This is a genomic window from Halomonas sp. A29, assembly GCF_046723295.1.
Classification (GTDB): domain Bacteria; phylum Pseudomonadota; class Gammaproteobacteria; order Pseudomonadales; family Halomonadaceae; genus Halomonas.
Genome location: NZ_JAXQPR010000009.1, coordinates 112,238 through 126,136, shown reverse-complemented (window position 1 = coordinate 126,136; position 13,899 = coordinate 112,238). Strand labels below are relative to the sequence as shown.

At 64.7% G+C, this 13,899-nt stretch carries 11 protein-coding genes; 5 read left to right on the top strand and 6 right to left on the bottom strand.

Annotated elements, in window-relative coordinates; translation table 11 throughout:
* Positions 1-113: 113 nt before the first annotated feature.
* The 5 genes from SPH52_RS18015 to SPH52_RS17995 all read left to right on the top strand — a co-directional run bounded on the left by SPH52_RS18015 (position 114) and on the right by SPH52_RS17995 (position 6,692).
* Positions 114-1,901 carry an acyl-CoA dehydrogenase gene (locus SPH52_RS18015; protein ID WP_411796436.1) on the top strand — a complete coding sequence of 596 codons (1,788 nt, stop codon included), beginning with the start codon at positions 114-116 and terminating at the stop codon, positions 1,899-1,901.
* Between the two features lie 104 nt (positions 1,902-2,005).
* Entirely contained in the window at positions 2,006-2,992 is a 987-nt protein-coding gene (locus tag SPH52_RS18010) for a helix-turn-helix domain-containing protein (RefSeq protein ID WP_411796435.1), read from the top strand.
* Positions 2,993-3,061: 69 nt separating this feature from the next.
* A complete protein-coding gene (locus SPH52_RS18005) occupies positions 3,062-3,982 on the top strand; it encodes a transporter (RefSeq protein ID WP_411796434.1) in 921 nt (306 codons plus the stop codon).
* A 14-nt stretch (positions 3,983-3,996) separates the two neighbouring features.
* Entirely contained in the window at positions 3,997-5,214 is a 1,218-nt protein-coding gene (locus tag SPH52_RS18000) for an MFS transporter (protein WP_411796433.1), read from the top strand.
* A gap of 38 nt (positions 5,215-5,252) precedes the next feature.
* Complete coding sequence (locus SPH52_RS17995; protein WP_411796432.1) at positions 5,253-6,692, top strand: amidase; 1,440 nt, start codon at positions 5,253-5,255, stop codon at positions 6,690-6,692.
* A gap of 108 nt (positions 6,693-6,800) precedes the next feature.
* Here the strand turns inward: SPH52_RS17995 and SPH52_RS17990 are convergent, their stop codons facing one another.
* The 6 genes from SPH52_RS17990 to dctP form a co-directional block, all read right to left on the bottom strand.
* On the bottom strand, positions 6,801-7,865 hold the full coding sequence (locus SPH52_RS17990; protein ID WP_411796431.1) for a hypothetical protein: 1,065 nt from the start codon (positions 7,863-7,865) through the stop codon (positions 6,801-6,803).
* A 126-nt stretch (positions 7,866-7,991) separates the two neighbouring features.
* On the bottom strand, positions 7,992-9,182 hold the full coding sequence (locus tag SPH52_RS17985) for a thiolase family protein (protein ID WP_411796430.1): 1,191 nt from the start codon (positions 9,180-9,182) through the stop codon (positions 7,992-7,994).
* A gap of 21 nt (positions 9,183-9,203) precedes the next feature.
* Positions 9,204-10,763 (bottom strand): acyl CoA:acetate/3-ketoacid CoA transferase, encoded by a 1,560-nt coding sequence (locus SPH52_RS17980; RefSeq protein ID WP_411796429.1) that lies wholly within the window; start codon positions 10,761-10,763, stop codon positions 9,204-9,206.
* A 123-nt stretch (positions 10,764-10,886) separates the two neighbouring features.
* Entirely contained in the window at positions 10,887-12,185 is a 1,299-nt protein-coding gene (locus SPH52_RS17975; protein WP_411796428.1) for a TRAP transporter large permease, read from the bottom strand.
* Positions 12,186-12,190: 5 nt separating this feature from the next.
* Positions 12,191-12,709: a TRAP transporter small permease gene (locus SPH52_RS17970; protein WP_411796427.1), complete on the bottom strand. Its 519-nt coding sequence runs from the start codon at positions 12,707-12,709 to the stop codon at positions 12,191-12,193.
* 54 nt (positions 12,710-12,763) lie between these two features.
* Positions 12,764-13,897, bottom strand: a complete 1,134-nt coding sequence (gene dctP / locus SPH52_RS17965) for a TRAP transporter substrate-binding protein DctP (protein WP_411796426.1) — start codon at positions 13,895-13,897, stop codon at positions 12,764-12,766.
* Positions 13,898-13,899: the final 2 nt, after the last annotated feature.

Sequence of the window (13,899 nt, the reverse complement as noted above, 5' to 3'; positions counted from 1 at the left end):
GTGAACCCATCCCTGGGCGCTACTTTTGCCATCCATGGCAAAAGACCCTCGCTTCGGCTTGTCCCCGGCGCTCATCACTCACGGTCCAGTCACTATTCAGTGTGAGAATCGCCATGCTCGACTACCAAGCGCCGCTGCGCGACATGCAGTTCATCCTCGAAGAGCTGGCCGGTCTCGGGCGAGTCGCTGAGCTGCCCGGCTGCGAGGACGCCTCGCCCGATCTGGTGAGCGCCGTGCTGGAGGAGGCCGGCAAGTTCGCCAGCGGCGTGCTCGCCCCCCTCAACCCGGTCGGCGACCGCCAGGGCTGCCGTCTGGAAGGCGAGCGGGTAATCGTGCCCGACGGCTGGCAGGCGGCCTACGACCAGTTCCGCGATGCCGGCTGGATCGGCCTGTCGCTGCCCCCGGCGCATGGCGGCCAAGGGCTGCCCAAGCTGGTTTCCACGCCGGTGTGGGAGATGTGGTTTTCCACCAACATGGCCTTCGCCATGCTGCCTCAGCTCAACGTGGGCCAGACCGAGGCGCTGATGATCGCCGCCAGCGAAGCGCAGAAAGCCATCTGGCTGGATAAGATCGTCAGCGGCGAGTGGGCCGCCACCATGAATCTCACCGAGCCCCAGGCCGGCTCCGACCTGGCCGCCACGCGCATGCGCGCCGAGCCCACGGGCGATGGAGCCTACCGCCTGTTCGGTCAGAAGATCTTCATCTCCTACGGCGAGCACGAACTCACCCCCAACATCGTGCACCTGACCCTGGCGCGACTTCCCGACGCCCCGCCCGGGGTCAAGGGGCTATCGCTGTTCCTGGTACCCAAGTACCTGCTCGATGAACGGAGCGAGCCGGGGCAGAAGAACGACATCCGCTGCATCGCCATCGAGCACAAGATGGGCATCCACGGCAGCCCCACCTGCACCCTGAGCTATGGCGACGATGGCGGCGCCCTGGGCTATCTGGTCGGTGAGCCGCATACCGGCCTGGCCACCATGTTCGTGATGATGAACGAGGCCCGCTTCAATGTGGGCGTGCAGGGCGTGGCGCTGGGCGAGCGCGCTTACCAGGCGGCGCTCGCCTATGCCCGGGAGCGTGTTCAGGGGCGCAACATCGTCACGGGCGAAGTCGGCCTACCGATCCTCGCCCACCCCGACGTCAAGCGCATGCTGGCCTCGATGCGGGCCCGGCTGATGGCCATGCGCGCCCTGCTCTACAGCGCCGCCGGCTGGTTCGACCTCGCCCGTCATCACCCGCAGGCCGAGGTCGCCAACAAGTACCGCCGCTACGTCGATCTGCTGATGCCGGTGGCCAAGGGCTGGTGCACCGAGGTGGGCAACGACCTTTGCGACGAGGCGATCCAGGTGTTCGGCGGCATGGGCTTCGTCGAGGAAACCGGGGTCGCGCAGCTGTTCCGCGACGCCCGCGTCATCACCATCTACGAGGGCACCACCGGCATCCAGGCCAACGACCTGCTGGGCCGCAAGATCCTGCGTGAGAACGGCGCCACCCTGCGCGAGCTGATCAATGACTTCCGCGAAACCGCCACGCAACTCGATGGCCATGAACGGCTCGACGATCTGGCGGAAGCTCTCCGCGACCAGGCCAACCTGCTCGACGAAACCAGCGACTGGCTGCTAGAACACCGCGCCGATACCGCCGACCTCTACGCCGGCGCCGTGCCGCTACTGCATCTGCTCGGCACCGCCTGCGGCGCCTGGCAGATGGCCCGCCTGGCATTGGCCGCCGCCGAGGCACGCCGCAAGGCCGGCGACGGCGACGCCGATTACCTGCAGGGGCTCATCGAACTGGCGCGCTTCTATATGGCCACCCAGGCACCCCAGGCTTACGCCCACGGCCATACCCTGCGCCATGCCGGGGCGGTGCTGAGCCGCTTTTCCGCGAGAGGGCTTTAAGAGGGGGCTAGGAGAGAGGGGCCTTGAGCCGGCACCGCTAGGCAATCAACTCGCAGCCGCATAGCATAGGCACCAATAACAACAAATGACGGAGACGTTCCCTGATGCACACGACCGTCACCCCCACAGCACCGTTTCAGGGCTTCCGCCATCGGCAGAGCAGCGATGTCGAGGAGCATGCACGACAGCTCAGCGGCTGGCAGTGCCGCTACGACCAGGTCACCCCCGGCCGTTTCGCCGGCAGCGTGACCGAGCTTCACCTGGAAGGCATTCAGTTGGCGCGCGACCAGGCCAATCAGGCCATCGTCAAGAATGGCAACGCCTGGCCCAATGCGATTACCTTCAGCCTGCCACTCGAAACCAGAGATCCCGGCTTCCATTGCGATGGCCACGCCGTCAGTGGCCCGTGTCTGCTGACGGCCCATAGCGACCGACTCCCCGAGGTGCGCGCGCCCGCTTATCTGGACCTGCTACGCGTCACCATCGACGAATCGCTGCTCGAGGAGGTGCAGGGGCACCAGCAGCGCAGCCTGAACCTGCCCGCGGTGGCCCATTGCTACCGGCTGGGCAGCCACTCCGAGCGGGACGAACTGATTCCGCTGGCACGCAGTCTCATGCAAGGTGACAGCCCCCGCAGCCAGGCACTGTTGACCCACGCCGCCATCCGCAGCGGTTTCCGGGATATGGTGCTGATGCATCTGCTCGATCTGATCGACAACGAACGTATCACGCTGCTGGCGCCCCATGCGCGCAAGCGTATCGTCGACCGCGCCTGCGACTATGCGCTGGCGCACCGCGATGCGCCTCCCTCCATCGTCGATCTGTGCAATCAGGTCGGTGCCAGTCGACGCAAACTGCAGTATTGCTTTCAGGAAACGCTGGGCATCAACCCGGTTGCCTACTTGCGCACTCTGCGTCTGAACGGGGTGCACCGCGACCTGTTGCAGGCGGACAAGAACGTCCAGGACACGGCCTCTCACTGGGGCTTCTGGCACCTGAGCCGCTTCGCCGCCGACTATCGACAGCTTTTTGGGGAGCATCCTTCGGAGACCCTCCAACGCGCCAAGCGCGATTTTGCCGAATACGGATAACTCTGCATCTGGCGCTCTCTGTAGTGTGTTTGTTGACAACCACAACAAACACACCAAGAGAGTTGCTCCATGCGTTATCCCAACCTGACGTCTGCCCTTCTCGGCGCGGCCCTGGTCTTCTTCTCCGCAAGCGGCCATGCCACCGAGAACGGTGCCCCCACGACTCCCGCAGGGCTCTACGACTTCGGCGCCGGTTTCACGCCGCCCCCCACTCCTGCAGGCACCTTCGGCATCCGCACCGCCTTTTATTCGACCAATACGCTCAAGGATGGCAACGGTAACGACCAGCCGGTGGACTTCTCCCTGGATGTGCTATCCATCGGTCTGGCCTATCTGCGCATGACCCAGCATGGACTCTGGGGCGCAAGATACGGCTGGGGAGCAGTCATGCCGTTCTTTGCGATGGACGCCTCGCTCGAGGTACCCACCCCCTTCGGCACCCTCTCCGACAGCGCCAATGTCTTACGGCCGGCCGATCTCCAGGTGCTGCCCTTGATCCTGCAGTGGACCCCCTCGCCCAACCTGGGCATCAACACGCAGTTCCAGATCCAGGCCCCCACCGGCGATTACGACAAAGACCGCCTGGTCTCGCCCGGCCTGAACCGCTGGGCCTTCTCACCCATTCTCAATGCCACCTACATCACCGAGGGCGGCTTCGAGGTCTCTTCGAGCTTCCAACTGGATTTCAATACCCGCAATCGCGACACCGATTATCGCAGCGGCGTGGAGTACCGCCACGAGTTTGCCCTAGGCCAGCACATCGGTAGCTGGACAGCCGGGCTGGGCGGCTACTACTACCGCCAGCTAACCGATGACGACGGCCCGGACCTGACCGACGGCAATCGTGCCCAGGTCATGGCGCTAGGGCCGGCAGTCAGCTTCTTCCAGCCAGGCCTGCCAGCGGTGTGGCTGCACGCCTACAAGGAGTTCGAGGCGCGCAACCGCGCCGAGGGCTACACCGTGGCGCTGCGCATCGGCAAGACCTTCTGACGGGGAGCCTCATCATGACAGAACATAATGTGAGCCCCCGTCAGGCGACGGGGCGGCGGGAGGGGGCGGTGATACTGCTGGGTAGCAGCCTGACCATCGTCGGCTCGGTCATGGTCGCACCGATCCTGCCCAAGCTCTTCGCGGAATTCGGCCCGGTGGAACCGAACGCAGAGCTCCTGGTACCGCTGGCGATCACCGGCCCGGCCCTGGCGATTGCGCTCTGCGCTCCTCTCGCCGGCTGGCTGGCGGACCGCTTCGGCCGCAAGAATCTGCTGGTACTGGCCACACTGCTCTATGCCCTGCTGGGCGCCACCCCGGCGCTGCTGAACGACCTCACCGCCATCGTCGGCGTCCGCCTGCTGTTCGGCTGCGCCGAGGCGGCGATCATGACCTGCTGCGCCACGCTGATCGCCGACTACTGGAAGGGCGAGGAGCGGTTCAAATACGTCAACTACCAGGTGGTCACCATCGGCGTGATGGGAGCCCTCTTCTTCGTCATCGGCGGCGTCCTGGGCGAACATTCCTGGCGTACTCCCTTCTATCTCTACCTGCTGCCGATCCTGCTGGTACCGGCGATGCTGAAGATACTATGGGAACCGCCGCGCCAAGCCACCGCACTGACGATCGAACTTCCCGAAGGGAGGGTCAACGTCGGCGCCCTGCTGATCGGTTACCTGCTGATATTCTCCGGCATGGTGCTGGGCTTCATCGTCACGGTGCAGACACCGACCCTGCTGGTCGGCCTGGGCGTCACCTCCAGTACCATGATCGGCATGGCCGCCGGGTTCGGCCTGCTCTCCACACTGCTCGGCTCACTGCTGTGGCCACTCATGCGCCGAATGCTCGGGATTCGCGGCTGCAATGCCCTGCTGCTGACGCTGCTTGCCCTGGGGCTGTGGCTACTGGCCAACGCCCAGAGTTACAACGCGGTCCTGCTGGCGGTCTTCTTTCACGGCATCGGCGCCGGCCTGCTGGTCCCCAACGCCATGGCGCCCGTCATGAACGCCCTTACTCCCCGAACCCTGGGCCGCGGCATGGGCGGCTTCACCGCCAGCCTCTACATCGGCCAGTTCGCCAGCCCACTGGTGGTCGCTGCCGTGATCGCCCTGGGTGTCGACCTGCGCGGCGCTATCTCAGCACTCGCCCTGGCCAGCCTGGTCGGCGCCTGCCTCTGGCTATTGGCTCAACTGCGCACGCGCTCGACCCAATCGACGCCGACCTCGGCCTCCTGAGTCCCCCGCATCCGTTTTCTCATTGAAAGAGTCATGCCATGCAAGATATCCACACCTTGATCGACCAGTCGGATGCCACCACCTTGGCGGAGCTCGTCAAAGGCGGCGATCTCCAGGCGAGCGAACTGCTGGAGGCAACGATCCAGCGCCTGGAGAGGGTCGAGCCGCAGCTCAACGCGGTGGCGGAAAAGCTCTACGACCAGGCCCGGCAGCAGCAGCCGGCCGCGGGGCCCTTCAGCGGGATTCCCACCCTGGTGAAGGATCTGTTCGCACCTCTCGCCGAGGCGCGCATGACCAACGGGTCCCTGGCCCTGGGCGAAGCGCGCCCTGGGATGGACGATGAATTGGTCAGCCGCCTGCGCCGGGCCGGCTGCGTATTCGTCGGCACCAGTACCTCCCCGGAGTTCGGCACCTCCTACAGCACCGAATCGACCCGCTTCGGCGCCACCCACAACCCCTGGAACCTCGAACACAGCGCCGGGGGCTCCAGCGGCGGCGCGGCGGCACTGGTGGCCGCCCGGGTGGTCCCCTTCGCCCACGGCAACGATGGCGGCGGCTCCCTGCGCGTGCCTGCTTCCTGCTGCGGCGTGTTCGGCCTCAAGCCCAGCCGCGGCTTGATGCCCTGCGGGCCGCTGGCCGGCGAGGGTTGGGGCGGCATGGGCGTGGCCCATGCCATCACGCTCTCGGTTCGCGACAGCGCGGCGCTGCTGGACGCGACCGCCGGCGCCGACCTGGGAGCCCCCTACGCTGGCCCTGCCCGACCTTCCAGCTATGTCGAGGCGATGCAGCGCCCGTTGCGACCGCTCAAGATCGCCCTGATCGAGCACCTCGAGCCCTGGCCGTCGTCGGCGGAAGCCCTGGCAGCCGTGCGCCATTCCGCCACCCTGTGTGAGCAACTCGGGCATCAGGTGACTCCGGCCACCCTGCCGGTCGATCTTCCCCGCTGCCTGGACCAGGCTTTCGACATCATCGGGCCCAATACCCGTAATTACCTCGACCTGCTCGGCCAGATGCGCGGTGCACCGGTGAGCGAGGCCGAGCTGGAGCCACGCACCCGCATCTACCTCAGGGAAAAAGGGGATATCAGCGCGGTCCAGTATGTACAAGCCATCGAAGGGATCCACGCTCTCGGCCGTACCTTGGCGCGCTTCATGTGCGACTACGACCTGATCCTGACCCCGGCCTTGGCACACGAGCCACCGCGTATCGGCACCCTGGACATCACCGACGACCGGGCCGACCTGGCGACGCTGATCGAGTGCTTCCACAGCTATTCGCCCTTCACGGCGCTGTTCAACGCCACCGGCCAGCCCGCCATGTCGGTGCCGCTGTACTGGACCAACGCCGGCCTGCCAATCGGTGCCCACTTCGCCGGCCGCTTCGGCGACGAAACGACCCTGCTGGCACTGGCCCTCCAGTTGGAAATGCTCCAACCCTGGGCACTGCGTCGGCCGCCGGTGAATGCCTGCTCGGCGTGATGCACCTCCAGCTTGCCAACGAAAAGAGGCGAATCATCGAAAAAACGATGATTCGCCCCCAATTAAGCGATCGAAATCAGGAACGTACGATTAGGCGATAGACGCCTGCTAGAACTTGTACATCGCCATCAACTCCACCTGCTGCCCGCCCGAGCGCAGCGGCATGGTCGTCGCATTACGGTCACGCCATTCGATGCCGATATCCAGGTTGGGCAGATAGGTATAGATCAGGTTGACGTTCATCATCTTGAGCGTGTCGTCGGCAACGGTCGGCGCTACCTCATCCGCTTCAACCTGGGCATAGCGAATATTGCCGCGGAACTGCTCATTGAATCGATGACTCAAGCCTGCACTCAAGCCTGTGGTACTCACCAGGTCGCCATCGGCGTTGACCTCCCCGCTCGCGGCCATGCTGATAGGATTCGTGGCGCCGTTGTACCCCCAGCCGGAGTAGACGTTATTGCCCTTACCCGTGTAGCCGCTCAGGGCGAGCGCGGTGTCGCCAAAATTGAGCTTGGCAGCGAGGGAGAACGCAGCACCGAATTTCGAATCGTCGATACCGGTCTCGACCTCTCGCCCGGTAACCGCAGCGTTGAAGGCGTGCCCCGACTCAGTGCGATACGTGTAGGAGGCGACCATATCCGGGTAGTCGGCATCGCGGTAAACCGGGTCCTGAAGACTGATACGAAACCCACCCGTCGTATAGTGGATGACCAGATCAGGCCGGGCGACAGCGCCGCTACCGGAGACGCTGCCGACACCCGTGCCATAGAAGTCGAGAATTTCGACGTCGAATGGGGCGTTGGCATAGAACTGGCCCGACCAGGTCTGCCCGAGGGTCAGGTTGTCGACCTGGAAGTAAGCGTGGCGCAATCGCATTGCGTAGCTTGTATCATTGGCGTCCGTCGCATTGTCCCAGAAGTCGCCCTCTATGAAGGCCGTCACGCTATGGCCCTGAACCTCCTTGTCGACCTTGAAATTGATCCGTGACTGGCGAGCGCTGGCATCGAAAGATCTCTCTCCATCATCCGGGTTGGTAAAGATTCCTTCCGCCTTGACGTAGCCACCGATACTGAGATTTGCTCCACCGAACTCTCCCAATTCCAGGCCATAAGCTTGTGCAGAAATGGCTGAAAGCGCGACCGCCATGGCCAGCCTTTTTTTATTCATCATCTTGTTCCGTCTCCGTGTTGTTCTAGTTCGATAAATGCTGCTTGCTACTCATGTCCCTTGCGCTCTTGCTTACACACCCGCCCGGTCCCTTGGCGGGCGCTCCCGGTTGGCATGACCGGAAAGAACTCAGCCCACCTTGACGATCAGCGCCGCGGCGGAGTCGCCGGCAGCGCAGCCGGTGACCAGGGCGTAGCCGCCCCCCTTGAGGGCGGTCTCCTCGATGGCCTCGATCAGCAGGCGTGCCAGCGTCGGCGCCTGGGGGTGGCCGTAGACCAGCGAGGTGCCGTAGTTGTTGAAGCGGTGAGCGTCGAGCCCCAGCGCCTTGGCCAGGTGCAGGTCGTTGGCGATGAACGGCGTGTGGTTCTTGATCGTCTTGATCTGGCCGAGGGTCAGGCCGGCCCGGTCGAGTGCGCGCTTGACCGACTCCGCCGGCGCCATGGGCATGTGTGCCGGCTTGGTCCGGGCATGGCCGTAGGCCACCACCTGGACGACCAGTCGGGGATCGGTGCTGAGTTCGACGGCTCGCTCGCGAGTGGTGACGACGATGCCGGCGTTGGCGTCAGCCGGATGGGTCTGGGCGCCATAGGTATGAATGCCGTCGGGCTGCACCGTGCGTAGCCTGGCCAGGCCCTCGGCGCTGGTGGCGGTCACGCCCTCGTCGGCCTCGACGAGCTTGGTCTCCTTACGCGAGACCGGTACTTCGACGGGAAACATGTAGCGCTTCTGGAAGGCGCGGTCGTCGGCCAGCGCCTCGGCGTACTGCTCGTAGCGGCGCAGGGTCATCTCGTCGGCCTGCTCACGACTGAAGCCATGCTCACGCGCCACGTTCTCGGCGGTGGTGAGCATGTCCTTGCCGGTGGCCGGGTCGGCGGCAATGTTGTCCATGTTCCAGTTCTCGGCGATCACCTCGCCGCCCGGCCCGTTGGGGTTGGGCCAGATGGTGTGAGGACCGTTGGAGGGCCGGTCGGCGAGCAGGCAGTAGGTGGTGTCGAAGCTGCCGGAGTCCACCGCCAGGGCGGCATTGAATACCGCCGTGGTGGCGGTGGCGCAGGCCTGGGTGATGTTCTGGCCCGGCGCTTGGCCCGCGCCCATCATGGCCGCGGCCCAGGGCGCCCCGTAGAAGATCGACTTCTGCCCCACCGACACCCCCAGGTAGAGGTAGTCGATGAGCGTGGGGTCGATGTCCTGGGCGGCGAACCAGCGCTTGCTGGTGGCCGCGCCCAGCTCGATGGAGTTGACGTTGGCCAGGCTGCCCATCCACTTGCAGAAGGGAGTGGTGTAGTAGCCGCCGTAGGGGATGTAGGCGTTCTTGAACATGACGCTGTCTCCAAATGCTGTTCAGTCGCGCGCCAGATGCTCGCGCAGGCCGCCCCAGCGGGGCTGGAAGAGTTCCGCCGGCATCTCGCGGAGCGCATCGGCGATACGCGGCACGAAGTCCATGGCCGCCAGGATGTCGCGCTCGATATCGATTCCCGGGGCGATCTCGGTGAGGGTGACCTCGCCGTCGATCAGCTCGAAGACGCAGCGCTCGGTGACGAACAGCACCGGCTTGCCGGTCTCCTGGGCATAGCGGCCGCTGAAGGTGATCTGGTCGACGCGCTGGACGAACTTGCGGCGATGCCCCTCCTGGCGGATGGCTAGCTGGCCGTCCTCGATGGCCAGCTCGCCGCCGTTGGTGAAGGTGCCGCAGAACACCACCTTGCGAGCGTTCTGGCTGATGTTGATGAAGCCGCCCGGCCCCACCACCTTGTCGCCGAACTTGCTGACGTTGAGGTTGCCTTCGTGATCGGTCTGGGCCAGACCGAGGAAGCAGACGTCGAGGCCGCCGCCGTCGTAGAAATCGAACTGGTAGCCGTGGTCGATGATCGCTTCGGCGTTGTAGGAGGTAGCGAAGTCGCCGCCACTGGCGGGCACGCCGCCGTAGGTGCCGAGCTCGGTGGTCAGGGTCATGAGGTCGCTGACGCCCTCCTCGGTGGCCACGCTGGAAACCCCCTCGGGCATGCCGATACCGAGGTTGACGATGCCCCCCGGCACCAGCTCCATGGCGGCGCGCCGGGCGATCACCTTGCGCGGATCCAGGGGCAGCGGCTTGATACCGCCCAGCGGCACCTTGAGATCGCCGGCCAGCGCCGGGTTGTAGGTTGTGGTGATGGTCTGCATGTGATGCTCGGGCTCGGCCACCACCACGTAGTCGACCAGGTCACCCGGCACCTTGACCTGCTTGGGATGCAGGCTGCCCTGGGTGGCCAGGTATTCCACCTGGGCGATGACGATACCGCCGCTGTTCTTCGCCGCCTGGGCCATGGAGAGCTGCTCGAGGAGCAGCGCCTCGCGCTCCATGCTCAGGTTGCCGCGCTCGTCAGCGGTGGTGGCGCGAATCACCGCCACATCGATCGGGAAGGTGCGATAGAGCAACCACTCCTCGCTTTCGAGCTCGATCAGCTTGACCAGGTCCTCCTCGGCAGCGGCGTTGGCCTTGCCCCCCTCGAGGCGCGGGTCGACGAAGGTACCCAGCCCCACCTTGCTGAGCACGCCGGGCTTCTTGCCGGCGATGTGGCGCCATAAATGAGCCAGCACGCCCTGGGGCAGCAGGTAGCCCTCGAGGAGGTTTTCGCGAATCAGCTCGCCCATGCGCGGCGCCTGACCGGTGTGGCCGCTGATCAGCCGCTTGACCAGGCCGGCATGTCCCAGGTGGTTCATGCCGCGGCTTTTGCCGTCGCCGCAGCCACAGCTGTGCGCCACGGTGAGGTTGCGGGGGGTACCGCTCTCCAGGAAGCGCGCCTGCAGGGCGGTGGCCACGGCTTCGGCGAAGCCGCTCAGGCCGGCGGTGGTCCAGACGACGGTATCGTCATCCCGAATCAGGCCCGCCGCAGTGGTACTGTCGATGATCTTGTTCACTCTCTCGGCCCTCCTTGGGGAGGCATTTCTAATTGAAGTGTCAATATATTGTTAAATAAACAAACAAATTAATTTGGACTTGAGCCGCCAATGGCGAGCGTCAGGCGCCCACCCTCTTTCGTATCAGCCGCCGGTCAACACCAGCACGATTTGGGGATAGAAGATCACCAGCGCGACGACCACGATATCGGCCACCAGAAAGGTCGTCACGCCGCGGAAGATATCCATCAGCGAGGCGTACTGCCCTGCCACGCCCTTGATCACGAAGATGTTCATGCCCACGGGCGGGGTGATCATGCCGATCTCGAGCAGCTTCACCAGCAGCACGCCGAACCAGATCAGGCTCAGGTCGTAGAGTTCGAATACCGGTAGCAGCACCGGTAGGGTCACCAGCATGGCGCCGAAGGGCTCCATGAACAGCCCCAGGAAGAGGTAGATCAGCACCACCACCAGCATCAGTTCGAGATAGGAGAGCTCCCAGCCGGTCACCGCTCCGGTGATATAGCCGGCCAGGCCGCTCAGACTCAGAAAAAGGGTGAACATGCTGGCACCGACGCCGATGATCAGCAGCGCCGAGGTAGTGGAGAGGGTCTCGAGCAGCGCGGCCTTCATCGCCTGGCCGTTCAGGCGTCCCAGCACCAGGCCGATGAGGATCGCCCCGGCGGCCCCCACGGCACCCGCTTCGGTAGCGGTAAAGAACCCGGAGAACAAGCCGCCGAACACCAGCACCCCTAGTACCAGCACCGGCCAGATTTCGACCAACGCCTGCCGGGCGCTGATATCGCGCGCATCAACCGCTCGACGCGGCACGATGTCCGGTCGCAGCCAGCTGACCATCAGGATCACGATGCTGTAGCTGACCGCCGTCAGTAAGCCGATGGTAATGCCCCCCAGGAACACTTGGGTGATAGAGACCTGGGCAAAGACGCCATACACGATCATCAGGATGCTGGGCGGAATCAGCGCGCCGATGGTGCCACCGGCAGCAATGGTGCCGCAGGCGAAACTCGGCTTGTAACCACCGTTCACCATCTCGGGAATGGCGATGCGCCCCATGGCCGCCGAGCAGGCCACGCTGGAGCCGCTCACCGCGGCGAAGCCGGAGCTGGCCACAATGCTCGATATCGCCACCCCGCCGGGCAGCCAGCGAAACACCACCTTGGCAGCGCTGAAGAGCCCGTTGGTCAGGCCGGTGTGATAGCAGACGAAGCCCATCAGCAGGAACATCGGCACCGCGCTGAGCGTCCACTTGGCGATGAACTCATAAGGCGTTGCGGAGAGCATGCCGATGGCCGTATTCCAGCCGAACATCACCGTCATGCCGCCCAGCGAGACGACGACCAGCGCGAGGGCCACCGGTACCCGCAGCGCCAGCAGAAGCATCAGGATGGCGAGGCCGTAGAAGCCAACGTCAACGGACATGAAGATCACCTTTCATCTGGCGTGCCGGAGGGATGGGCCGCGCCGCTAGCCAGGAACGGCAGCCGTACCACACAGACCACCGCCGCCAGCGCGAAGGCGATGGGCAAGGCAAAGTAGGTCGGCCAGACCGGCATGGGGAAGTTCAGCGACATTACATAGGAGCCGATGTCGTACTGCTCCATCGCCTTGCCCCAGGTGGCCACGGCCAGCACGCCATAGACCGCAGCCGAGAGCAGCGACACCAGCACATCGGAAAGACGCACCAGCCAGGGCTTCATCAGCCCCTCCAGGGCCTCTACGGCGATCATCTCCTTTCGCCACTCGACCCACCCCAGCGGTAGCAGTGCCAGAGTGATCAGGTAGTAGCGGGTCACCAGCTCCACGGTGGCGGGGATCGACACGGACAGCGTGGCGCGCAGCAACACATCGAGGGTGATGTGGATCACCATCAGCAGGATGCCGAGCGTTCCCAGCAACGCCAGGCCGACGGCGGCCCGATTGGTGAGGCGGTAGAGAGCGTCCATGACGAGTCTCCGGGAAGGGCGATACCGAAGGCCGGGGTGCCGGCCGGCGTGACATCAGGTCCCGTAGGTGGAGAAATCCACCCCGTCCCAGACCTCGCGATTCATGGCCTCGGCCACCGCCTGGGGATCCTCGCCGACCTCCTCGACGATGGCGTTCCACTTCTCGACCAGCGACTGGAAGCGCTCGATCTTGGCCGCCGCATCTTCTACGCCGTGGCGATTTTCCGCCTGCTCCGCGGCATAGGCCAGATCTTTTTCGAGGAAAGCCTCGGTAGCTGCCAACAGCTCGGGCTCGGGTTCCAGAATCTCGATACCGTTGGCGAGCGCAACCTCTCGCGCCTCGTCGGCCATCTCGTAGCCCCAGCGCTGGGTGATGGCGGCAGAGGCCTCGACCGAGGCATGCACCAGTGCCTCACGCTGCTCGGCAGAAAGCGAGTTCCAAGCCTGCTGGCCGACCGCATGGGAAATGGTGCTATGGAAAGTGCCTAGCTCGACATCGGTGACATAACTCAGTACGTCATCCAGTCGGAAGGAGATGATATCGGCAATGGAAGCGATGGTGCCTTCGATCACACCTTGGGAGAGCGACTCGTAAGTCTCGCCCACCGGGATTGATGCCGGCGACACCCCCACCGATTCGGCCCAACGGGAATACTGGGGACCACCCACCCGCATGCGCAGCCCCTTGAGGTCGTCGAGAGACCGTACCGGCTCCGTACTCAGTATCCGGTAGAGATCCGAAGCATGAGAGCTGGTATAGACGATGCCCAATTGCTTGAGCTCCTGCTGACACTCGTCACAAGTGACGATGTACTCGGTCACCGCCGCCCCCATGGCATGGGGGTTGGTGCCCAGGAAGGCCAAGTCGCCGACCAGGTTGATCTCGGGCAGGTCGGCCGGGAAGTAGGCCGGCAGGAAGAGCCCGACTTCCACCAGGCCGCTGCGGATGGCGTTGCGCATGTTGCCGATGTTGGCCACTTCGGTGCCCAGCAGGTTGCCCGTCAAGGCACCATCGGTCTTCTCGGCCAGGCGTTCAGCGAATTCGGTAAACATGGGGTTGTAGGCGGGATGGGCCGGTGGCACACCGGGTGCCATGCGCAGATCGCGGGCCTGGGCTTGGCCGGCGAGCGCCAGGCTACCGGCGGTAGCGGCGACGGCAAGGGTCTTGAGCAGCGTGCGACATGTCATGG

What these genes read in the sequence shown, in the direction of transcription:
- SPH52_RS18005 (WP_411796434.1), top strand. Translation starts at nt 3,062, where the DNA reads ATGCGTTATCCCAACCTGACGTCTGCCCTTCTCGGCGCGGCCCTGGTC.
- SPH52_RS17975 (WP_411796428.1), bottom strand. Translation starts at nt 12,185, where the DNA reads ATGTCCGTTGACGTTGGCTTCTACGGCCTCGCCATCCTGATGCTTCTG.
- SPH52_RS18000 (WP_411796433.1), top strand. Translation starts at nt 3,997, where the DNA reads ATGACAGAACATAATGTGAGCCCCCGTCAGGCGACGGGGCGGCGGGAG.
- SPH52_RS18015 (WP_411796436.1), top strand. Translation starts at nt 114, where the DNA reads ATGCTCGACTACCAAGCGCCGCTGCGCGACATGCAGTTCATCCTCGAA.
- SPH52_RS17990 (WP_411796431.1), bottom strand. Translation starts at nt 7,865, where the DNA reads ATGATGAATAAAAAAAGGCTGGCCATGGCGGTCGCGCTTTCAGCCATT.
- dctP (WP_411796426.1), bottom strand. Translation starts at nt 13,897, where the DNA reads ATGACATGTCGCACGCTGCTCAAGACCCTTGCCGTCGCCGCTACCGCC.
- SPH52_RS17985 (WP_411796430.1), bottom strand. Translation starts at nt 9,182, where the DNA reads ATGTTCAAGAACGCCTACATCCCCTACGGCGGCTACTACACCACTCCC.
- SPH52_RS18010 (WP_411796435.1), top strand. Translation starts at nt 2,006, where the DNA reads ATGCACACGACCGTCACCCCCACAGCACCGTTTCAGGGCTTCCGCCAT.
- SPH52_RS17970 (WP_411796427.1), bottom strand. Translation starts at nt 12,709, where the DNA reads ATGGACGCTCTCTACCGCCTCACCAATCGGGCCGCCGTCGGCCTGGCG.
- SPH52_RS17995 (WP_411796432.1), top strand. Translation starts at nt 5,253, where the DNA reads ATGCAAGATATCCACACCTTGATCGACCAGTCGGATGCCACCACCTTG.